The organism is Streptomyces sp. NPDC050508, assembly GCF_040655155.1.
In the GTDB taxonomy this organism is placed as follows: domain Bacteria; phylum Actinomycetota; class Actinomycetes; order Streptomycetales; family Streptomycetaceae; genus Streptomyces.
Genome location: NZ_JBFAJJ010000013.1, coordinates 132538 through 153169 on the forward strand (window position 1 = coordinate 132538; position 20632 = coordinate 153169).

The window sequence follows — 20632 nt, forward strand, 5'->3', positions numbered from 1 at the left end:
TCAGTGCTCCTTGCCGACGGGGCTGTTGCAGGGGTTGGCGCACGTCCGGCGCCGAGTCGTGGCGCAGGCGTCGATGGCCTCGACGATGGTCTGGTAACCGGTGCACCGGCACAGATTGGCGGCGACCACCTCGCGGATCTCCTCCTTGGTCGCCTCGGGCCGCTCGGCGAGGAACCCCTCGGCGAGCATGAGGAATCCGGGAGTGCAGAACCCGCACTGCAGCGCGTGGTGTTCGCTGAACGCCCGTTGCAGATCGTTCAACCCGCCGGCACCGTCGGGCAACGACTCGACCGTGCGGATCCGCGCCCCTTCGGCCTGCGCCGCGAACATCAGGCAGGCACGGACGGGCCGTTCGTCGACCAGCACGGTGCAGGCACCGCAGATGCCGTGCTCGCATCCGACGTGCGTACCGGTCAGGCGCAGTTCGTGGCGCAGTACGTCGACGAGGGTGCGGCGGGGCTCGGTGATCACGTCGTACCGCTCGCCGTTGACGTCGAGGGTGATGAGCTGGAGGTCCGGATGCGTTGCCACGGGGTCGGTGTTCATGAGGACGGCTCCAGGCTCGGGGCGCCGTTCAGCGCGCGGTGCACGGTCTCGGGGGTGATCGGGGTGTGGTCCAGCTCGACGCCGGTCGGGCGCAGAGCGTCGTTGACGGCGTTGAGCACGGCGGCGGGCGCCCCGATCGTGCCGCCCTCGCCGGCCCCCTTCGCGCCGGTCTCGGTGAACGCGCAGGGCGTTTCCAGGTGGTGGATCAGTACGTCGGGGATCTCGTGCGCGGTGGGCACCTTGTAGTCCATGAAGCCGGTGGCCGACGGCTCGCCCTGGGCGTCGTACGTCACCTGCTCGAACAGCGCGCCCGCGATGCCCTGCGCGATGCCGCCCCGGCACTGCCCCTCCACGACCTGCGGGTTGATGGCGACCCCGCAGTCCTCGACGCACACGTACCGCAGGATCTCCACCTGCCCGGTGCCCGCGTGGAGTTCGACGACACAGGCGTGGGTGGCGTTGGAGAAGGTGCCGTCGTTGAAGACGTCGAAGGTGGCGGTGATCGACAGACCCGGCTCGATGTCCTTCGGCAGCAAGTGGGCCCGGAGATAGGCGATATCGGCGATCTCCTCGTAGGTGAGGACGTCTTGGGCGTTACGGCGGCGGGCGGCACCGTCCGACAGCTCCACCTCGTCGGGGGCAACTCCCCAACGGGACGCGGCGATTGCGCACAGCTTGTCGCCGAGCTTCGCGGCGGCCAGGCGTACGGCGCTGCCGCCGATGGTGATGGAGCGGCTGGCGAAGGTGCCGAAGCCGTAGGTGATGCGGTCGGTGTCGCCCTGATGGAGCCTCACCTTGGCGATGTCCAGGGCGAGTTGGTCGGCCACGATCTGCGCCATCGTCGTCTCGTGGCTCTGGCCGTGGTTCATGGTGCCGGTGGTGAAGGTGACCGCGCCGCTGGTGTCCATCCGTACTTCGGAGATGTCGAAGCCGGGCACCACCTGCATCTTGCGCTGTGCGAAGGCGGCGGAGCCGTAGCCGGTGCGCTCGCTGAAGCACGAGTAGCCGATGCCGATGTACCGGCCCTCGGCCGCCGCCGCTGCCTGCTTCTCGTACCAGCCCTCGTCCTTGACGAGGCGCTCGCAGAGGTTCAGCGACTCCAGATAGGAACCGGGGTCGTAGGTGATGTTGTTGACGCCCTTGTACGGGAAGTCGGTGATGACGTTGCGGCGACGGATCTCGACCGCATCCAGGGCCAGTTCGCGGGCGGCGCGCTCGAAGAGCCGCTCCATGACCATGACGTACTGCGGCCGGCTCACCCCGCGATACGGCCCGGTGGGCGCCTTGTTGGTGGTGACCGCCCGGCCCCGCACCCGGTACGCGGGCAGCTGGTAGACGCCGGGCATCTCGGCGGACGCCATCAGCGGCTCGATGCCCGCCGTGAACGGATAGCAGGAGTAGGCGCCCATGTCGCAGACCACGTCCGTGTCGAGCGCGAGGATCCTGCCCTCGGCGTCGAAGGCCGCGCGCGCCCGGTAGTGCTGCTCACGTGCGAGGAACGACGCGGACAGGGCGTCCTTGCGGTCCTCGATCCACTTCACCGGCCGCCGTAGCCGTAGGGCTGCTGCCGCTGAGGCGATCTCCTCGCGGCCGACGACGCACTTCTGGCCGAACCCGCCGCCCATGTCGGGCACCACGACCCGCACAGCCCGCTCGTCGAGACGGAGGCAGCGGGACGCCACCGTCCTTACCTGGTGCGGGATCTGGGTGCAGGTGTGCAGGACGAGCTGTTCCTCGCGGTCGTCCCAGTGGGCCACGGCGCCCCGGGTCTCCAGCGGCAGCGCGTTCTGCCGCCCGGTCCGCGCGTCGACCTCGACGACACAGGGTGCCGAGTCGAAGATCCCGTCGATGCCGTCCGTCGCGAAGAGCGAGACGTCCACGAGGGTGTTGTGCGCGGCCTCGGCATGGACGAGCGGAGCACCGTCCGCGAATGCCGCCTCCTCGGACATGACCGGGGGCAACGTGGCGTACGAGACCTTCGCCGCCTCCAGGCCGTCCTCGGCGGCGTATGCGTCCCGCGCCACGACGATCGCGATCGGCTCACCGACGTAGCGGACCTTGTCGCGGGCCAGGACCGGCATCGCGGTCGGCACGAACTCCGAGAGCGGGCGCCCCAGTTGAGCGACGATGTCACCCAGCTCCAGGTCCTCGGCCGTGAACACCGCTACAACACCTGGGACTTCGCGTACTGCGGATACGTCCACCGAGGCCAGCTCGGCGTGGGCGACCGTGCTGCGGACAAACTGGGCATGCAGCATGCCGGGCAGTGCGATGTCGTCCACGAACCGGCCGCGCCCGGCGAGCAGACGGGGATCCTCTCGGCGGCGAACCGCCTTGCCCACCAACTTCCGCTCGTTCATGAGGACATCACTCATCGGGAGACCGCCTCCTCGCAGGCGCGTCGGACCAGGGTCCGTACGAGTTCCTTGCGGTAGTGCGTACTGCCCGACGCGTCTGCGGGCGGTTCCACGGCCTCCGCCGCAGCCGACGCACACGCCTCGAAGGAGCGGCCGTCCGCCAACACCGCCTCCGCCTCCGGCACTCGGACGGCGGCGGACGCCACTCCGCCGAGTGCCACCCGGCCCCCGCGCACCTCGCCGTCCTCCACATCGAGGTCGACCGCGGCGGCCACGAGGGCGAAGTCCCCACGCCGTTCGGCGAATTCGGTGAGTGCGGCGTGCGGCGCGGGTCGGGGGAAGACGATCTCGACCAGGATCTCGTCCGGGTCGAGGGCCGTTGTGTAGTAGCCGTGGAAGAAGTCCCCGGCCGGGACGGTGCGTTCACCCTGCGGCCCGCGCGCCACGAACTCCGCGCCGAGTGTCACCGCGAGCAGGCACCACTCGGCGGTGGCGTCGCCGTGCGCCATGCTGCCGCCGACCGTGCCACGGGTGCGGATCGGGAGGTGCCCGATCCAGGTCATGGCCTGCCGTAGGACCTTGAAGCCCGCCCCCAGCACTCCGGCCGGGTCTCTCTCCACCGTGTGGTGGGTGGTGAGCGCCCCGATGCGCAGCCCGCCGTCGGCGGTCCGGTGCATCCGGTCCAGTTCGCGCAGTCCGCCTATGTCGACGAGGTGGCGCGGCCGGGCCAGCCGGTAGTTCATCATCGCGACGAGGCTCTGTCCGCCGGCGATGACCTTGGCGTCGTCGCCGAGTTCGGCCAGGAGCCGCGCGGCTCCGTCGACGTCGCGGGCCCGGTGGTACTGGAAGGGGGCGGGCTTCATGGTCCTCCGTAAGTAGTCGGGCGGCTTGGGAGGGCTGTGCCTCAGAGCGCCGGCTGCTCGGCGACGCTCAGTCGCGTGACGGCCGGCGTCACCTCCTCGTCGGCGTCGAGGACCCGGCCCTTCGTCTCCGGTGCCGCGAACGCCATCCACACGACGGCCAGCAGGACCGCGAACCCCAGCACCGCGAAGGTCGTCGCCAGCCCCAGCGCGGGCCACATCAGCGAGCCGAACAGCATCGGGGCGAAACCGGTGAGCGCCCGGCTGACCGACGAGGCCCAGCCGAAGCCGCTGGCCCGCAGTTCGGTGGGATACAGCTCGGAGGCGTACGCGTACAGGACGGGGATGGTGAGCTGGATCAGGAAGCCGAAGACGGCGATCGCCACGACGGACCCGGTCGGCATGTCCATCACCAGCGCGAACACGACCAGCGCGACGGACGCGACCGGCGCCGAGATCCCGATGAGCCACTTGCGGCCGACGATGTCGACGAGTGCCGTGGACACCAGCACGCCGATGATGCCGACCCCGCTCATCAGGGTGGTCTTCATGAAGGCCGCGGTGTCACCGAGGCCCTCGTCCTTGAGGATCGTCGGCATCCAGCTCAGGGCCGCGTAGTAGACCAGCATGATCGTGGCGAACAGCAGCCAGGCGGCGGAGGTGATGCGCGGGCTGAACTTCCATATCCGGCGCAGTTGTTCGGCCGCGGCGGCCACTCCGCGCGGGCCGGTCTCGGCGACGGGCTCCGGGATCGTGTAGAGCACGGCGGGCGCGCCGGTGCGGGCGACCAGGTCGTCGATGACCTGCCTGGCCTCCGCCTCGCGGCCCTTCTTCGCCAGGTAGATCGGCGACTCCGGGATGCCTCGGCGGGCCCAGAACAGCAGCAGCGCGGGCAGGACCATCGTCGTCAGCATCCACCGCCAGTTCCCGTCGACCGACAGGAGCGCCGTCGACACGAACCCGCACAGCGTCACGCCCACCGGCCACCACACGTCGAGCCCGGTGAGCACGCGGCCCCGGTACTTGCGCGGCGAGAACTCGCTGACCAGCGCGTAGTCCACGGGGATACAGCCGCCGAGGCCGATGCCCGCGAGGAAGCGCAGGGCGAGGAAGACGGGGTACGTGGGCGAGAGCGCACCGAGGACCGAGAACAGCGCGAAGATCAGCAACGTGACGCTGAAGGCCTTCTTCCGGCCGATCCGGTCCGCGACCGAGCCCCAGACGATGGCGCCCACGGCCATGCCGACGAGGTTGGCGGTGGCGACGTACCCGCGATCACTCAGCGAGAGGTCGAAGTGCGCACCCACCAGCGGCATGAGGAAGCCGTTCAGGGCGATGTCGTACGCGTCGAACAAGTAGCCGAGGCCGCCGATGATGAAGATCTTTCCCTGGACGGGCCATTTCCAGGGGAGTTCCTGAACTATCTGATCGCCTGTTTTCACGTTCGCTCCACGGTGTTGCGTGTCTGGTACGTGCCGCACGATTGCGGGCGCGCTTTGTCGCGGGGCTCCGGCGTGCGGACCGGATGGTGTGTGCAGGGGGTGGCAGTGATGACGAGGAGGGGGTTCAGCGGGCGAACTGGTACGAGAACGCCCCGAGATCCGGGTCGTTGAGCGGCGTGCCGGACCACAGCCAGTCGTAGGAGAGGTCCGACTCGCCGTCGAAGTTCCTCAACTTCTCGTCCCTGGCCCGCTGTTCGGGGCCGTCGGGCAGGTGGTAGAAGGTCTTGTTGCGCAGCGACGCGTCCTGGACCATGCCGGCGTGCTTGGCGCGCCGGTCGACGTAGCGGCGCAGCGCTCCCTCGACGTTGGTGGACGTGACCGCGCCGAGTTCCTCGGCCAGTACGGCGGCGTCCTCCATGGCCTGCGAGGCGCCCTGTGCCTGGTAGGGGAGCATCGCGTGGCACGCGTCGCCGAGGAGGGCGACCCGGCCGTCCGTCCACACCGGGTCGCGGCGCCGGTGGTGGAGCGCGAAGGCGGAGACGTCCTCCTTCGCCTTGGACAGCATGGCCGGTACGCGGTCGTCCCAGCCGGGGAACGCGTCCACGAGGTCCTGCGCGGTCGCGGACACGCTCCACTTCTCGGCGACCTCGTCCGTGCAGGGCACGCACGCCACGACGTTGAGGTACTCGCCGCCGCGGATCATGTAGTGCACGAGGTGCCGGTCGGGGCCGTACCAGATGGTGCTTTGGAAGCGGTCCACGAGCCAGCGGGTCGCCGGGTCGGCGGCGATCAACTCCCCTGGGATCAAAGCCCGGTAGGCCATCTCGCCGGAGAACTGCAGGGTGTCGGGGGCGCCCATCAGGTCGCGGGTCCGCGAGCGGATGCCGTCGGCGCCGACGAGCACGTCACCGGCGTACCGGCGCCCGTCCTCGGTGACCGCGACGGGACGCTCGGGATCGGTACGGTCCAGGTCGACGACCTTGCTCCCGGTGTGCACCTCCACGACGGGGCCGGGACCGGCGGGGTCGACGCACGCGTCCAGCAGGACGCGGTGCAGATCGGCGCGGTGGTAGTGCCAGTAGGGCGCGTTGAACTGGTCCTTGACGCGCTGTCCCAGCGAGGTCAGCCCGACGATGCTGCCGTCCTTCCACCGCCGTCGCACCTGGTCGAGGGGCTCGGTGTGGATGGCCTCCATCTGCGGGCGCAGCCCGAGCCCCATCAGGACGCGGCTCGCGTTGGGCGCCGTCTGGATGCCCGCGCCGGCCTCGCCGAGCTCGGACGCCTGCTCCAGGACGGTGACCCGCAGACCGCGCTGCCGCAGTGCCAACGCGGTGGTGAGCCCGCCGAGACCTCCTCCGACGACGGTGACTTCGTACGACTGGCTGGGCGCCACACTTCCTCCAACTGGCGTGCGGGTACGGGTGTTTCGTAGACGAGGGGCGACGCGGTCAGCCGTCGGTGAGCTTTCCGGCGGTGACGACCTCGACGTCGTCGACCGTGACGGTGCAGCCGCGCATCGCGATGTCGAGGTGGGCGTACGACTCCCGTCCGAGGACCGGGTGCGGGCCCGTCGACCAGAGGAAGTTGCCGGCGAAGGCGCGGGCGTCCATGCCCATCAGGTCGTCCTTGCCGTACATCGCCGTGGCGAACCAGTCGGCCGTGCGCATCAGACCCCAGCCCATGTGGGAGAGGCTGCGCGCCCACTCGTCCCGGGCGTCCTCGAAGAACGTCGACAGCAGTTCGGCCTCGGCACCGCCGGACACCTTCTCGATGTGGCCGCCCGCGATCTGCAGGGTGGCGGGGGAGCGGACGTACTCCTTGAAGGGCAGCAGGATGTCGCCCTCGGCGAGCACGATCTGCCCGTCGGAGATCTCCGGCCAGCACAGCACCATCGTGCTCGGCCAGTGGTCCCAGCGGCCCGGGTCGTCGGCGAAGCCGCACTGGAACTCCGGCTTGGATCCGGCGAGTTGGACGGTGAGGTCGGTTCCCGCGTCCGACGTGACCCGCATGACGGACGACCGCTTGAGTAGGTCGACGCCCTCCAACACCTCCGCTTTGTCGCCCTCCTTGGGGAGGTTGCGGATCAGTACGTCGGGGGCGTCGCAGACGAAGATGATGCGGGTCCCGGCGCGCAGGATCTCCTGCTGGACCGGCGCGTGGATGAAACCCTCGCGGGTCAGGTCGACGACCAGGTCGGCCGACTTCAACAGGTCTTGTGCGGTGCTGTCGTTGAGCACGGAGACCAGGCCGGGACCCGCACCGGTGTGGGTGCTCGGCATCGGCGCGGGGCTGCCGCCCGGCACGGTCGCGGAGATGACATGCGCTCCGCACGCCTTGGCGGCACCGAAGGCGGCGGCGACGTAGTCACCACGGCTGCCCGGCTCGGACAGCACCACGACGTGCTCACCGCTGCGCAGCTTGCACAGCCGCAGTTCGCGGGTGAAGGCGTCGAGCAGGTCGACGGACGAAAGATCGAACACGGGCTTCTCCAGGTATCGCTGGGGGGTACCGATCGCGCTCTTCAGCGGGCTGCGGACATGCCGCGGACACGCTCCGGGCGCGGTGACGGAAGGGGGAGCGAAGAGAGGGAGAGGGGAGGAGGTGAGAGGTGGGGAGACGCGGGACACGGGGAGCGGAGGCAGGGTGAACAGGCCCCGCGGTGCATGGTTGAGCAGCGGATTCGGGACGGTGGGGTACCGCCCGACAGAGATAATCCGAGCACGTACTATCTCCGCTTGGCAAGGGTTCGCGCGCCGAGTTAACACGGTTATTTCATGACGAGCCGTCAGGGAAATCGCGAATGCGCGACCTGACCTCGGCTTCGCGTACCGAGCGCTCCCGGGTGCTTGTCGCGAGGACGCAGGGCCGTACAGCAGGGCATACGACTGTGGCGGGCCCGTCGGTGTCGGGCCCGCCACGTGCCGCTGTCGTTGTCGGTGCGCTGTGACGATCAGGCCGCCCCGTCGCGCAGCGCCGGCAGGCCGGCCGACGTCAGTTGCCGTGGTGCCCTGTCGGGATCGACGAGGACGACGGTGCAGGTGGCCGTGTGGGTGAGGGCGGTGGTGAGGATCTGGCCGGTCGCCGGGACGCCCTGCTCCGCGAGGCGGTCGGGGTGGGCGGTCACGGCCGCGCGGGCCTGGTCGTGCGCCTCTGTTTCGGCGCCCAATTCCTCGACCACGGCGGTGAGTTGGACGTGCCCGACCTCCAGCGAGCTGTGCGCCGCGCTCGGCGCCCCCGGCGCACAGCCGGGGCGAAAGGATGCCGAACCGACCGGACACAGGAGGGATGAAAGAAGGAGCGGTCAGTGAATGACGACGAGTTGCCGGCCCGGCTGCAGTCCGCGGACCCGGCACTGACCCGCATTGCCGCGGGATGGGGACGCCGTCATCTCGTCGGACTCGCCGCGGCCGCCGGACTTCTCGTGTTCGGAGGCGGCGTCGCCGGAGGGATCATGGCCAACAGCGGTAACGGGAACGGTAATTCGGCCTCGGCCAAGACCCCGGCCTCCGCCGGTGCGCTGTGGCTCACCGCTGAGGGGGGCTCCGGCAAGTGCGCGGTGCCCGGCGTCGACACACTCGGCGAGTATCCGACCCTCTTCGAAGGAACGGTCACTTCCGTCAAGGGCTCGACGGCCACTTTCCGTGTGGACCGGTGGTTCAAGGGCGGCGACGCGGAGACGGTCGTACTCACCAGCGACACCAGGATCCCGGAGACGTTGACGTATGCGGAAGGCGGGCACTACATCGTCGGCGCCGAGGACGGCTTCGTCCCGATGTGCGCCGCGATCGAGGCTTCGCCCGAGGACATCGCCGAGTTCCGCCAGACGTTCGGGAAGTGACCCCGCCGGCTCACGAGGGGTCGTCCAGCAGGCTTCGGGCGAACTCGTGCGCCGGGTCCGCCAGGGTGTGCCGGAGTGTGGCGAAGAGGTTCGCCGCCGTCGTGCCGGACCACGTGGCGGGGAGGAGAGTGCTGGGCAGGCCCGGGTCGAGGTAGGGCAACCGGCGCCAGGCCGTCAGGACGTGGACGTAGTCGATGAACGCGTCCTGGTCCGACAGCAGGTTCCTGTCGGTCCCGGTCCCGGCCCAGCGCCCGGCCATCGGGGTGAACTCGGCGACGAAATCGTCGTAGAGCTTCTGGAGCGCGTCCAGGTCCCACCAGCGGCCGACCTGTTCGGCGGGGTCTCCGAAGGACACGTAGTCGGCGCGGAAGAGGTCGACGTACTGGTCCAGGCCGTGTCGGAGCAGGTGGTCTCGGGTGTCGTCGAGCGCGTGGGCCGGGGCGATCCAGACCCCCGAGGAGACCGTGCCGAAACCCAACCAGGCCAGTCGTGACCGGAGTTGGTGGCGGTGCTGACGCTCGCTCTCCGGCACCGAGAAGACGGCGATGACCCAGCCGTCGTCGGTGACGGCGTGGCGTTCGAAGATACGCCGGTCACCGGTCTCCAGGACGGAGCGGGCGTAGGGCGAGAGCGCGTACCCGGCACGGCCGTCCCGGCGCTCGGCCACCAGGATCTCGCGGCGCTTGAGCCGGGAGATCGAGGAGCGGACCGCCGGGGCGTCGACGTCGAGTTCGGCGAGCAGCCGGATCAGGGTGCTCACGCTGATCCAGCCGCCGACCTCGCGCGCGTAGAGGCCGTACACCGTCACGATCAGGGATCGCGGCGGTGCGGGCTGGCCCGGGCTGTCGTCAACGAGGTCGCTTGCCGTCACGATCGTAGTATTTCAGTGCGCATGTCGGGCGTCCGATTCCGCCCGGCTGCCCAGTGCGACACGCCAGGCGGTCGGCCAGGGTGCGCTGCCACCGGTCTCCTTGTCGGGTACGTGCACGGTGACATAGGTGCCCCGAGCGGCACGGCGGTCCGGCTCGCCGTCCTCGGTGTTCCGCCACACCTCGAAGCCGAAGGTCATCGAGGACCGGCCGAGGCGGATCAGCTCGACCCGCGTCTGGACCTCCTGGCCGAACCGGATCGACGCCTCGAACTCCACCTCGTAGCGCACCCTCGGGGCCACCGGGAAGTAGCCCGGGACGCCGTGCGTGCGCATGAGTTCGGCCTCCGCCGCCTCGGCGAATCGGACGACGCTGGTGTTGTGGTAGATCCCGGCCGCATCGGTGTCGATCCACTCCACGCGGGCACGGTGAACGCCGTAGGGGCCGCTCATTCCGCTGCGCTGCCCGGAGTCCACCGCAGGTGCACGGCATCCCGCGGGGCGTCGCGCAGCAGCGCGAGACGCGGGCGGACCGCGTCGGTCCGTGACGTGGGCGGCTTGCGGCGACCGGCCGCGAACTGCGCCGGCCAGTCGGCACCCGGACCGCGGTACTCTTGCTCGGCCGCCGCCTGCAAAGTCCACTGCGGGTTGTAGAGGTGCGTACGGCCGAGCGCGCACAGGTCGGCACGCCCGGCGAGCAGGATCGAGTTGACGTCGTCGTACGACGAGATCGCTCCTACGGCGATCACGGCCGCCCCCGCCGGAGCGGCGACCTCGTGGCGGATGCGGTCGGCGAACGGGGTCTGGTACGAGCGGCCGTACGCCGGCTTCTCGTCCTTCGTGACCTGGCCGGACGACACGTCCACGGCCGCCGCGCCGTGCGCGACGAACGCCCGCGCGATCTCGACCGCGTCGTGTTCCGTGTTGCCGTCGGGGGTCCAGTCGGTGGCGGAGATCCGCACCGTCACCGGGCGGTCGGCGGGGAAGGCGGACCGTACGGCGTCGAAGACCTCCAGCGGGAAGCGGAGCCGGTTCGTGAGGTCGCCGCCGTACTCGTCGGTGCGGTGGTTGGCGATGGGCGAGAGGAAGGAGGAGAGCAAGTAGCCGTGAGCCGCGTGGACTTCCAGGAGGTCGAAGCCTGCTTCGGCGCCCCGGCGGGCGGCGGCCACGAAGTCGGCCACGACCGCGTCCATGTCGGATCGCGTCATCTCGCGCGGTGTGTGGCAGCCCGTGCCGTAGGGGAGTGAGGAGGGGCCTACGACCTCCCAGTTGCCCTCGGTGAGGGGCTCGTCAATGCCCTCCCACATGAGGCGAGTTGAACCCTTGCGACCTGAATGGCCCAGCTGGAGACCGATCTTCGCGGTGCTACGGCCGTGGACGAAGTCGGTGACCCGGGTCCACGCGTCGCGCTGCGTGTCGTTCCACAGGCCCGTGCAGCCCGGGGTGATGCGGGCCTCGGGGGAGACGCAGACCATCTCGGTCATCACCAGGCCGGCGCCGCCGAGCGCCTTGGAGCCGAGGTGGACGACGTGGAAGTCGTCCGGTACTCCGTCGACGGCGGAGTACATGTCCATCGGCGAGACGATGATCCGGTTCTTCAGTTCCAAGGCGCCGATGGTGAACGGCTGGAACATCGCCGGGACCGACTCGGTGAGGCCCTGGGCTTCGGCGAAGCCGCGCTCGATCAGGTCGGCGAAGCCGGGGTCGCGGTCCTTGAGGTTGTCGAAGGTGATCCGGCGGGACCGGGTGAGGAGGTTGAAGCAGAACTGCGCGGGGTCCTGGTCGGCGTACCGGCCGATGTTCTCGAACCACTCCAGCGAGGCCTGGGCGGCGCGCTGGGTGGACTCCACCACCGGGCGGCGCTCGGTCTCGTATGCCGTCAACGCCGCGTCCACGGTGCGGTGTTCGTGCAGACATGCGGCGAGTGCGAGGGCGTCCTCCATGGCGAGCTTGGTGCCGGAGCCGATGGAGAAGTGCGCGGTGTGGGCGGCGTCGCCGAGGAGGACCACGTTGTGGTGGTGCCAGTGCTCGTTGCGGACCGTCGTGAAGTTCAGCCAACGGGAGTTGTTCGTCAGGAGCTTGTGTCCGGCGAGTTCCCCGGCGAATATCTCGCGGATCCTGGCCACGGACTGCTCGTCGCTGACGCCGGGCGGGAACTGCGTGCCCTCCGTCGCGTCGAGGCCGGCCTTGCGCCACACGTCCTCGGCCATCTCGACGATGAACGTCGAGCCGGAGTCGGAGAACGGGTAGCCGTGGATCTGCATGGTCCCGAACTCGGTTTGCTTGACGAGGAATTGGAACGCCTCGAAGACCCGGTCGGTGCCCAGCCACATGTACTTGTTCGCCCGCTGGTCCAGGGAGGGGACGAAGGCGTCGGCGTACTTGGTCCGCACGGCCGAGTTGATGCCGTCGGCCGCGACCACGAGGTCGTAGGAGCCGCGCAGTTCGTCCACTTCCGCCGCGAGGGTGCGGTAGTGCACGGTGACGCCGAGTTGGGCGGCCCGCTCCTGGAGGATGTGCAGCAGGTCCTTGCGGGCCATCGCCGCGAAGCCCTGGCCGCCGACCGTGAAGCGGTGGCCGCCGAACTCGATGTCGATGTCGGTCCAGCGGGCGAAGCGGCTCTCCATCGCGTCGTGGACGACGGTGTCCGCGTTCTCGATGCCGCCGAGGGTCTCGTCGGAGAAGACCACGCCGAAGCCGAAGGTGTCGTCGGGGGCGTTGCGCTCCCAGACGGTGATCTCGTGGGCGGGGTCTAGTTGCTTCATCAGCGCGGAGAGGTACAGCCCGCCCGGTCCGCCGCCCACGATCGCGATCCTCATGCCTGGTTCTCCTTCTCGACGATCTGACGCAGCAGGAAGTGCTGGAGCTTTCCGCTGGTGTTGCGGGGCAGTACGTCGCAGAAGCGCACCGCGCGGGGGTACTTGTAAGGCGCCAGCTGCGCCTTGACATGGTTCTGGATGTCCTTGACCTTGGTCTCGTCGCCGACGACTCCCTCGACCAGGACGACGAACGCGCAGACGACCGAGCCGCGTTCGGGGTCGGGCTTGGCGACCACGGCCGATTCGACGACGTCCGGGTGGGTGTTGATGGCGGACTCGACCTCGGGACCGCCGATGTTGTACCCGGAGGACACGATCATGTTGTCCGTGCGGGTGCGGTAGTAGAAGTAGCCGTCCTCGTCGCGGACAAAGGTGTCGCCCGTGACGTTCCAGCCGCGCACGACGTAGTTCTCCTGCCGTCGGTCGTCGAGATAGCGGCAGCCGACCGGGCCGATCACGGCCAGCCGCCCCTCGACACCCGGGCCGACCTCCTCGCCGTCCAGGTCGAGTACGGTCGCGCGGTAGCCGGGGACCGGCCGTCCCGTCGAGCCGGGCCGGATGTCGTCACCGGCGGCGGAGATGAAGATGTGGATCATCTCGGTGGCGCCGATGCCGTCGATGACCTTGAGCCCGGTCTCCTCGTGCAGTTGCTGCCACACCTCCTCCGGTATGTGCTCCCCGGCGCTGACCGCACTGCGCAGACCGTGCAGCCGGTCCGCCTTTCCGGCCTTGAGGATCTGCCGGTACGCCGTCGGCGCGGTCGCCAGCACGGTGACGCCGGTCTCGGCGACGAGTTCGGCCAGCGGCTCCGGTGCGACGGCTTCAGTCAGCAGAGCGCACGCACCGGCCCGCAGGGCGCAGACGACCAGGATGCCGAGCCCGAAGGTGAAGGCGAGCGGGGCGGTGCACGACACCAGATCGTCGGGCCGTAGACGGAGGGTGTGGCGGCCGAAGGTGTTGTCGATCGACAGGATGTCGCGGTGGAAGTGGGTGGTGATCTTCGGTACGCCGGTACTGCCCGAGGTCGGTCCGAAGAGGGCCACGTCGTCGGCGGCGGTGTCGACCGCGGTGAACTCTGCCGGTTTCGAGGCGACTTGGCGCGTCAGGTCGTCGGGCGCGTCGCCGCCGTAGGCCACGATCTTGAGGTCCGGCAGGACGGTGTCGCGTACGGTCTCGACATCGGCCGTGAAGCGGTGGTCGACCAGTGCGACGGCCGGGCGGGTCTTCTCCACGACGGGGGTGAGCTCGCGGGCCCGCAGCGCCGCCATGGTGGTGACGACGATGCCGCCGGCCTTGAGGACACCGAGCCAACACGCCACGATCCACGGGTTGTTGGGGGAGCGGAGGAGCACCCGGTTGCCGGGCACCAGGCCGAGGTCCTCGGTGAGGACATGGGCGACCTGGTTGGCCCGGCGCAGCAGCTCGCCGTAGGTCCACACCTCGCCCTCCGGCGTGCGCAGGGCCGGGCGGTCGGGGCCGAAGGCAGCGGTGGGTACGTCGATGAGCTCGGCGCCGGCGTTCAGGCGCTCGGGATATTGGAGTTCGTCGGTGGTGAACTCCAGGACCGGCCACTGGGCGCGCGGCGGGAGATGGTCGCGGGCGAACGTGTCCGGATAGGCGGAGGGCGAGAGGCCCATCTGGTCCAACTGGTCCATCGGGAGGGTCCTTTCCGCAGGCCGGGGGCGGGCCGTGCAGGGATCAGGAGCTGCGTGGGAATCAGGAGCTGCGGATCAGGCCTTCCTGGACGACGGTGGCCAGGTGGGTGCCGGAAGGGGTGAAGAAGCGGCCGACGGCGACGCCGCGACCGGAATCGGCGGCGACGGCTTCCTGGGCGTAGAGCAGCCAGCCGTCCACGGGGCCGGGCCGGTGGAACCACATCGCGTGGTCGAGGCTGGCGGTGACGACTCCCGGCCCGGCCCACGGCAGGCCCAGTACGCGCAGGACGGGTTCGAGGATCGTGTAGTCGCAGACGTAGGAGAGCGCGGCGAGGTCGCGCTGCTCGTCGGACAGGCCGTCCACCGGACGGAGAGCGTCGAACGGCCTTACCCACACGGCCTGTTGGGGTACGCGCTCGCCCTCGACCGTGAGGTAGACGGGGCCGGGCACGTGCCGCATGTCGAAGCTGCGCCCGCCGCTCCAGTACTCCTCGGAGGTGTCGGTCATCGTCCCCCGGGGCGCGGCGGTGTCGCGCAAGTACGCGGCAGAGCTGGGCAGTTCGGCGGGATCCGGTACGCCGACGGGGGGCTCGGCGGCGAAGGTCGCGCCCGGCTCGCCCGCGGCGAAGTTGGCGAGGCAGGTGTAGACGGGCTTGCCGTTCTGGAAACCGCGGACCTGGCGGGTGGCGTATCCGCGCCCGTCGCGCAACAGCTCGACCTCGTAACGGACTTCGGCGCCGATGTCGACCGGCCGCAGGAAGTAGGAGTGCATCGAGTGCAGCGTCTTGCCCTCGACCGAGCGCATGGCGGCGGCTGCGGCCTGGGCCACCATGTCGCCGCCGTACGCCTTCGGCCACGGGCAGGGCTGGGTGGTCGCGGTGAACGCGAGGTCGAAGTGCTCGGGCTCGGCGGGGGCGAGGGTGATCGCGGCGGTGAAGGCCGCCGAGGTCGGGACGGAACGGACGTCTGCGCGGACGTCGGTGTCGGTGGTTCGGGAGTCGGAGCTGGTGCTCTGGGTGTCGTTCACGGCCGGTCCAGCCAGTCGCGCAGGGCGGCGTCGGCCACCTCGTCCAGGTTGACCACGATGTTCTCCGGGGTACGGGTCGTCATCCAGGTCAGCGGGTTGTTGCGGTCGAGGTTGCACTCCACGTGCGGCATGAACGGCGGGACGAAGACCCAGTCGCCCTCCGTGAGGTCGAGGTAGTCCTCGAAGCGCTTGCCGAAATAGATCCGCGCCCGCCCCGACAGGACGTAGCCGCCGGTCTCGGCCTCGCCGTGGTGGTGCGGAACCGAGCGATAGCCGGACTCGTTGCTCACCTTCCCGAACCACAGTTTGGTGGCCGGAGTGTGCTGGATGGAGACGCCGGAGATCCGGGTAGCCCCGTCGGATTGGCCGGTGGCGCCGACCTCCAGACCACCGCGCGTCACGACCGGTACGACCAGGCCGGACTCGTCGGCGTACAACGAGTTGTCGCCCTCTAGGACGTACTTGGAGAAATCGGGTTCCATGATCAGCTCCTGGTGTCGGTGAGGCGGTAGCGGTTGCGCAGGGTGCCGATGCCGGGGATCTCGGTCTCGACGAGGTCGCCCTCGGCGAGGAAGACCGGCGGGTTCATGCCCGAGCCCACGCCACCAGGGGTGCCGGTGAGCACGATGTCGCCGGGGCGCAGGACCGTGAAGGCGGAGATGTAGGCGAGCAGATCGGCGGCGTCGAACACCAGCGTGCTCGTGTTTCCGCGCTGCCGCTCGACGCCGTTGACCCGGCAGATCACCTCGACACCCGCGACCGGGTCGAGCTCGTCGGGGGTGACGACCACCGGCCCGAGCGGCGTGGTGCGGTCCCACGCCTTGCCCTGGAACCACTGGAGCGTGCGCTTCTGCCAGTCCCGCACGCTGATGTCGTTGGCGACCGTGTATCCGGCTATCGCCCGACCGGCCGTGTGCCGGTCCGCGCCGGTGAGCTCGGCCCCGACGACGACCGCGAGCTCCGCCTCCCAGTCCACGTCGAGGCCGGGCGGCAGGACGAGGTCGTCCTCGGGGCCGGTCAGCGTGTCGGCGTACTTGGCGAAGAGCGTGGGATGCGTCGGCAGCGCACGGCCCATCTCCGTGATGTGGTCGGCGTAATTGAGACCGCAGCAGACGACCTTCCGTGGCGCCGGCAACGGCAACACGGGGGTGGCGCCCGGCAGTTCGGCCCCGGCGAGGCTCGCGATGCGGTCGGTCGCCGTGGTCGTCAGCAGTGCGGAGAGGTCGTCGGCCGGCAGCGCCCGCCAGCGGTCGCCGTCGAGCACGGCGGCCGTGGTGCGGTCTCCGTGGGCCACGGTGGCGAGCTTCATGGGCGTTCTCCCTGGGGGTGACGGTGGCCGGGGTGGCGACGGCCGGTGTGGCCGGGCTGCTTTATAGCGAGATTTTCACGACCGTCGAAAACAGTCAATAGATGAGTTAGGCTGCCTGCATCACCCCGTCCGGTCCGTCCGAGGAGGAACCCGCAATGACTCCGATCCCGGTGAACCCGCCCTCGCTCCCCACGCCGAGCGGCTACTCGCACGGCACCCTGAGCGGAAACACGCTCTACCTGGGCGGACAGACGGCCCTGGACGCGGACATGCGGATCGTCCCGGGCGGCATCGTCGAGCAGTTCCGGCAGGCGTTCGGCAACGTGCTCACCACGCTGCGGGCCGCCGGTGGCATCCCCGAGGACCTGGTCAGCCTGACGCTCTACCTCACGGACATCCCCGACTACCAGGCGCGCGGCAAGGAGATCGGGAAGGCGTGGCGCGAGCTCGCGGGCCCGGTCTACCCGGCCATGGCCGGCATCGGCACGACCGCGCTCTGGCAGCCGGAGGCGATGATCGAGATCCTCGGGGTCGCGGTGATCCCGGACGAGCGGCTCATCCGGCCGGAGTCGGGAGATGTTCCCACGGTGTGACAGATTGCCGTGGGGACGGCGACGAACTTCGGTGATATCGCCGAGTGCGGTGGTGCGGGTGGCTTCGGTCGGGCTGGGGCGCCGCAGCGGAGGTGGCCGGTGATTCGCTTCCTGGAAGGGCGGTACGACCCGCTCCCAGGTATGACGAACCCGTGCAGCTCACAGCGGCGTCGGCGGCTTGTCCCGGCCGATCGCGTCGAGCAACATTGTCGCGGTCACGGTTGCCCCATCGGTAGTGATCGCGACGGCCATCGCTCTCGCCGGTGCGTGGGTCTCGGGGGTCAGTGCCGGCGTCAGCGCGGCCGACAGGGACTCGCCGGCGAGGTCGGGCCGTGGTGTGCGATGGCGATGTCCGACTCGGCCGCTGGGCCCGCCCGGTACGGCTGGTCCGCCATCCGGGGTGCCGCCGTCTGAGGTGCGCCTGCTCGGGTGGCATCCGTCGTGGTGCCGGCGCTGCCGTGAGGCACGGCAGCGGCCACGCGACCGAATCGAGGAGGTCCTGCAGCGGTTCCCCGACTGGGTGTTCGTGTTCGACGAGTTCGGAACGCTCGGCATCCGGCCCACCGCCGGGTCGTGCGGGGCCGAGCAGGGGCATGCCGAGCGGCACCCGGCGAACTTCCACCGCACTCACGGGGTGCGGCACAGCCGTTCCAGCAGGTCCGGGACCTCCTCCGATGCAACCTGGGGCTGATGGCGGAGCTGGTCAAGAGCAGGCGGGATCGGGGATGACGCGCCGGCAGGCATGGTCTTCCGCCGGGGGCATGGAGCGTGGAGAACTACATGCTCTTGGAAGCCCGTGCCTGTTGCGTTCCCGCGGCCCGAGCCGGCGGATCGGCAACGAGCCAGACATCACACACCTACGCCGGGGCCCTGGCATGGACATGGGTTATGGCTGATGCCACCATCGGGCGGATGCCCGATGACAACAGAAAACATCCCTCGATCTGGCATCACCGCGACTTCCGGCTCTTATGGGGTGGGCAGACGGTCAGCGAGATGGGATCGCAAGTCACCGTCCTCGCCCTGCCGTTGGTCGCCGTCGTGCTGTTGGAGGCCTCCGCCTTCCAGGTAGGCCTGCTGTCGGCTGCGGAGACGAGTGCGTATCTGCTGGTGGCGCTACCGGCCGGGGCCATAGTGGACCGGGTCCCCAGGCTCCGGTTGATGATCTGGTGCAACCTCGCGCTGTTCCTGGTGATCGGCTCGGTGCCGCTGGCGCACGCGGTAGGGGCGCTGACGCTCGCCCAGCTCTACGCCGTCGCGCTGGTCTCCAGCGTCTTCTCCGTGTTCTTCTCGGTGGCCTACCAGAGCTATCTGCCGGTGCTGCTCGACCGTAACCAGCTCATGGACGGCAACGGCAAGGTCGCCGTCTCCCAGTCGGTCGCGCAAATCGCCGGGCCCAGTCTGGGCGCGGGGCTGGTGGCGCTGATCGGCGCCGCGGGGGCGATGGCCGCCGACGCCCTCTCCTTCGCGCTGTCGGCGGGCTCGCTGACAGCTATCCGTACCCGCGAGCGACGCCGGCCCTCGGCCGAAGCCGACCGGCGGCCCAGGCTGTGGGCGCAGATCCGTGCGGGGCTCGCCTATGTCACCAGCGACCCCATCCTGCGGAACTCGGTGGCCTTCAACGGCACAGCCAACTTCTTCGTCATCATGGTGGAGACCCTCGGCCCGGTGTTCCTGATCCGTACGCTGCATCTGCGTCCTGCCCTGGTTGGGCTGCTGCTGGCGCTGGGGGCCGTCGGCGGGGTGGCCGGCGGCGTGGCGGCACGGTACCTCGCCCAGAAGGTCGGCTCGGCGAGGATCAGCTGGATATCGATGACCGTGCTGTCCCTGCCCGGCCTGTTGATCCCGCTGGCCGGGCAGGGTTGGTGGGTGCTGCTGTTCGGCTTCGGCTGGATCTCGTGGACCTTCGCCTCCACCGTCGCGGGTGTCTCGCTGACCACTTACCGCCAGGCCGCCTGCCCGCCGGACATGCTCGGCCGGGTCAGTGCCGCCGCACGCTGGATCACCTGGGGCACACTGCCGCTGGGCGGCGTGGTCGGCGGCGCGCTCGCCACCGCCCTCGGCGTCCGGACCACCTTGTGGATCGCCGTCGCCGGCGGCTGCTGCGCGGGACTGTGGCTGTTCTTCTCACCATTGCGTGGCATGCGCGACATCCCACTCGGAAAGCCCGAGCCCGCACCCGTCGCCCGAAACCCGTAACGCCACCGCGACCTCGTCGGGCGTTCGGCTTCCCACGGGCCCGAGTTGGCGGATCGGCACGAACCAGACAGCACACCACTACGCCGAGGCCCTGCAGGTTGGACCGACCGACCCGGCGAACCTATGCGGTCAGAGCACTGGCTCGCGTACACGTAGCCGATGCCCGGCTTCTCGTCACCGAACGCGCGGCGACCTGCATCAAACCCGTGGCCACCAGCGCCTCACCACCATCGGCCGCGGCGGCGACCATGTCGAACTGCTCGGCCAGTAACTCGGCGCGGTGCCGGGCCAGTTCCGCCGCCCACGGAGGTGCCGCCCCGTGCAGGATCGGAGGCACCGCACCGGACGCACCGGTCGGCCCATCGGTATCAGCCCTGCGTCGATACCTGCGAGTAACTCCGCGAACTCCTTGTCGAACGGCACGCGCATCCGTACCTCTGCGTCGAGTTCCTGTAAACGCACTGCGAGTGCCCCCAACGGTTCGACGTCCCCGCGCGACCCGTACGTCGACAACAACACCCGCATTTCGCGACTCCCGTTTGCGTGGGCTCCGGCCCCGGTCGACGCGCGGCCATTCTGACATCCCTGCCGATCGGCGCCGCTCCCAAACCTTTAATCCAGTCCGACCGTCGAAATAGGAGGCCTTCTTTACTCGGGCTCTCGTTCTGCCCCGCCCGCAGGGAAGTTGTGTGACGGTGTGCAGGGTTTATTCCTGTATGCGAGCTTCGCGGGATTCTTTATCAAGGGTGTCGACTCTATGACGCTCGGGGAAATGTCAAGTGTTGACATGCTCGGAGCGTGTGATTGATGATTACGACCGCGTCACGGAGTTCCGGAAGGAAATCCGGGCGAGCAGGAAAATGATGTGACCAGGTAATTGGCCAGCGATTTCGGGAATCGAATTATCGAATCACCGGGCCGCTTTAGGCCTCCTCGCCCCGTGGACTCGCCCCCCATCAACGACCTGACGTGTGCCTCGTCCCGCGGTGACGGTTCCGCGGTGACGGCGCCCTGCGCATCCCGGCCGTCGGCCCCGCGCCCAACCCCCACCATGACGCCCGCTCGACGGCGAGCGCACCCGTTCCGGACCGTCGGCAGACCGGTGAACCCGGCTTGTCG

Annotated in this window: 16 protein-coding genes and 2 pseudogenes; 4 read left to right on the top strand and 14 right to left on the bottom strand. The window is 69.6% G+C overall.

All coding sequences use genetic code 11. The features are described from left to right. From AB0I69_RS32640 to AB0I69_RS32670, 7 genes and pseudogenes are all read right to left on the bottom strand, one after another. Nucleotides 1-546, bottom strand: a complete 546-nt coding sequence (locus AB0I69_RS32640; protein WP_363099344.1) for a (2Fe-2S)-binding protein — start codon at nucleotides 544-546, stop codon at nucleotides 1-3. Further along, nucleotides 543-2921 (bottom strand): xanthine dehydrogenase family protein molybdopterin-binding subunit, encoded by a 2379-nt coding sequence (locus AB0I69_RS32645; RefSeq protein WP_363099345.1) that lies wholly within the window; start codon nucleotides 2919-2921, stop codon nucleotides 543-545. Before AB0I69_RS32645 ends, AB0I69_RS32640 begins: the two co-directional genes overlap by 4 nt. Then, on the bottom strand, nucleotides 2918-3766 hold the full coding sequence (locus AB0I69_RS32650) for a xanthine dehydrogenase family protein subunit M (RefSeq protein ID WP_363099346.1): 849 nt from the start codon (nucleotides 3764-3766) through the stop codon (nucleotides 2918-2920). The genes AB0I69_RS32645 and AB0I69_RS32650 overlap by 4 nt, the downstream gene beginning before the upstream one ends. Nucleotides 3767-3807: 41 nt before the next feature. Continuing rightward, nucleotides 3808-5205, bottom strand: coding sequence for an MFS transporter (locus AB0I69_RS32655; RefSeq protein WP_363099347.1), 1398 nt, complete (start codon nucleotides 5203-5205; stop codon nucleotides 3808-3810). A gap of 124 nt (nucleotides 5206-5329) precedes the next feature. Next, nucleotides 5330-6598 (bottom strand): FAD-dependent oxidoreductase, encoded by a 1269-nt coding sequence (locus AB0I69_RS32660; RefSeq protein ID WP_363099348.1) that lies wholly within the window; start codon nucleotides 6596-6598, stop codon nucleotides 5330-5332. Between the two features lie 55 nt (nucleotides 6599-6653). Continuing rightward, nucleotides 6654-7685 (bottom strand): hypothetical protein, encoded by a 1032-nt coding sequence (locus tag AB0I69_RS32665; protein WP_363099349.1) that lies wholly within the window; start codon nucleotides 7683-7685, stop codon nucleotides 6654-6656. 470 nt (nucleotides 7686-8155) lie between these two features. After that, nucleotides 8156-8422: pseudogene (locus tag AB0I69_RS32670) on the bottom strand (MFS transporter); the annotation flags it as partial. 87 nt (nucleotides 8423-8509) lie between these two features. Here AB0I69_RS32670 and AB0I69_RS32675 point away from each other — a divergent pair. Next, on the top strand, nucleotides 8510-9043 hold the full coding sequence (locus AB0I69_RS32675) for a hypothetical protein (protein ID WP_363099350.1): 534 nt from the start codon (nucleotides 8510-8512) through the stop codon (nucleotides 9041-9043). Nucleotides 9044-9053: 10 nt separating this feature from the next. Here AB0I69_RS32675 and AB0I69_RS32680 read toward each other — a convergent pair whose 3' ends face one another. From AB0I69_RS32680 to AB0I69_RS32710, 7 genes are all read right to left on the bottom strand, one after another. Continuing rightward, nucleotides 9054-9914: a PaaX family transcriptional regulator C-terminal domain-containing protein gene (locus AB0I69_RS32680; RefSeq protein WP_363099351.1), complete on the bottom strand. Its 861-nt coding sequence runs from the start codon at nucleotides 9912-9914 to the stop codon at nucleotides 9054-9056. 12 nt (nucleotides 9915-9926) lie between these two features. Next, entirely contained in the window at nucleotides 9927-10331 is a 405-nt protein-coding gene (locus tag AB0I69_RS32685; RefSeq protein WP_363099352.1) for a hotdog domain-containing protein, read from the bottom strand. A 29-nt stretch (nucleotides 10332-10360) separates the two neighbouring features. Beyond that, on the bottom strand, nucleotides 10361-12730 hold the full coding sequence (locus AB0I69_RS32690; protein WP_363099353.1) for a bifunctional salicylyl-CoA 5-hydroxylase/oxidoreductase: 2370 nt from the start codon (nucleotides 12728-12730) through the stop codon (nucleotides 10361-10363). After that, nucleotides 12727-14385: an AMP-binding protein gene (locus AB0I69_RS32695; protein WP_363099354.1), complete on the bottom strand. Its 1659-nt coding sequence runs from the start codon at nucleotides 14383-14385 to the stop codon at nucleotides 12727-12729. The genes AB0I69_RS32690 and AB0I69_RS32695 overlap by 4 nt, the downstream gene beginning before the upstream one ends. A gap of 61 nt (nucleotides 14386-14446) precedes the next feature. Next, on the bottom strand, nucleotides 14447-15412 hold the full coding sequence (locus AB0I69_RS32700) for an acyl-CoA thioesterase domain-containing protein (RefSeq protein WP_363099355.1): 966 nt from the start codon (nucleotides 15410-15412) through the stop codon (nucleotides 14447-14449). Next, nucleotides 15409-15894 carry a cupin domain-containing protein gene (locus AB0I69_RS32705; RefSeq protein ID WP_363099356.1) on the bottom strand — a complete coding sequence of 162 codons (486 nt, stop codon included), beginning with the start codon at nucleotides 15892-15894 and terminating at the stop codon, nucleotides 15409-15411. The genes AB0I69_RS32700 and AB0I69_RS32705 overlap by 4 nt, the downstream gene beginning before the upstream one ends. A gap of 2 nt (nucleotides 15895-15896) precedes the next feature. Further along, nucleotides 15897-16721: a fumarylacetoacetate hydrolase family protein gene (locus tag AB0I69_RS32710; RefSeq protein WP_363099357.1), complete on the bottom strand. Its 825-nt coding sequence runs from the start codon at nucleotides 16719-16721 to the stop codon at nucleotides 15897-15899. Nucleotides 16722-16876: 155 nt separating this feature from the next. On the opposite strand from AB0I69_RS32710, the gene AB0I69_RS32715 reads away from it, so the two are divergent. The 3 genes and pseudogenes from AB0I69_RS32715 (at nucleotide 16877) to AB0I69_RS32725 (ending at nucleotide 19513) form a co-directional block, all read left to right on the top strand. Further along, nucleotides 16877-17314 carry a RidA family protein gene (locus AB0I69_RS32715; protein ID WP_363099358.1) on the top strand — a complete coding sequence of 146 codons (438 nt, stop codon included), beginning with the start codon at nucleotides 16877-16879 and terminating at the stop codon, nucleotides 17312-17314. Between the two features lie 481 nt (nucleotides 17315-17795). Then, a pseudogene (locus AB0I69_RS32720) lies at nucleotides 17796-17957 on the top strand (IS630 family transposase); the annotation flags it as partial. Nucleotides 17958-18226: 269 nt separating this feature from the next. Next, nucleotides 18227-19513 carry an MFS transporter gene (locus AB0I69_RS32725; RefSeq protein WP_363099486.1) on the top strand — a complete coding sequence of 429 codons (1287 nt, stop codon included), beginning with the start codon at nucleotides 18227-18229 and terminating at the stop codon, nucleotides 19511-19513. Nucleotides 19514-20632: the final 1119 nt, after the last annotated feature.

Bases quoted from the DNA above. Each gene is read 5' to 3' on its own strand.
- AB0I69_RS32640 (WP_363099344.1), bottom strand. From the start codon at position 546: ATGAACACCGACCCCGTGGCAACGCATCCGGACCTCCAGCTCATCACC.
- AB0I69_RS32645 (WP_363099345.1), bottom strand. From the start codon at position 2,921: ATGAGTGATGTCCTCATGAACGAGCGGAAGTTGGTGGGCAAGGCGGTT.
- AB0I69_RS32650 (WP_363099346.1), bottom strand. From the start codon at position 3,766: ATGAAGCCCGCCCCCTTCCAGTACCACCGGGCCCGCGACGTCGACGGA.
- AB0I69_RS32690 (WP_363099353.1), bottom strand. From the start codon at position 12,730: ATGAGGATCGCGATCGTGGGCGGCGGACCGGGCGGGCTGTACCTCTCC.
- AB0I69_RS32695 (WP_363099354.1), bottom strand. From the start codon at position 14,385: ATGGACCAGTTGGACCAGATGGGCCTCTCGCCCTCCGCCTATCCGGAC.
- AB0I69_RS32705 (WP_363099356.1), bottom strand. From the start codon at position 15,894: ATGGAACCCGATTTCTCCAAGTACGTCCTAGAGGGCGACAACTCGTTG.
- AB0I69_RS32710 (WP_363099357.1), bottom strand. From the start codon at position 16,721: ATGAAGCTCGCCACCGTGGCCCACGGAGACCGCACCACGGCCGCCGTG.
- AB0I69_RS32715 (WP_363099358.1), top strand. From the start codon at position 16,877: ATGACTCCGATCCCGGTGAACCCGCCCTCGCTCCCCACGCCGAGCGGC.
- AB0I69_RS32725 (WP_363099486.1), top strand. From the start codon at position 18,227: ATGCCCGATGACAACAGAAAACATCCCTCGATCTGGCATCACCGCGAC.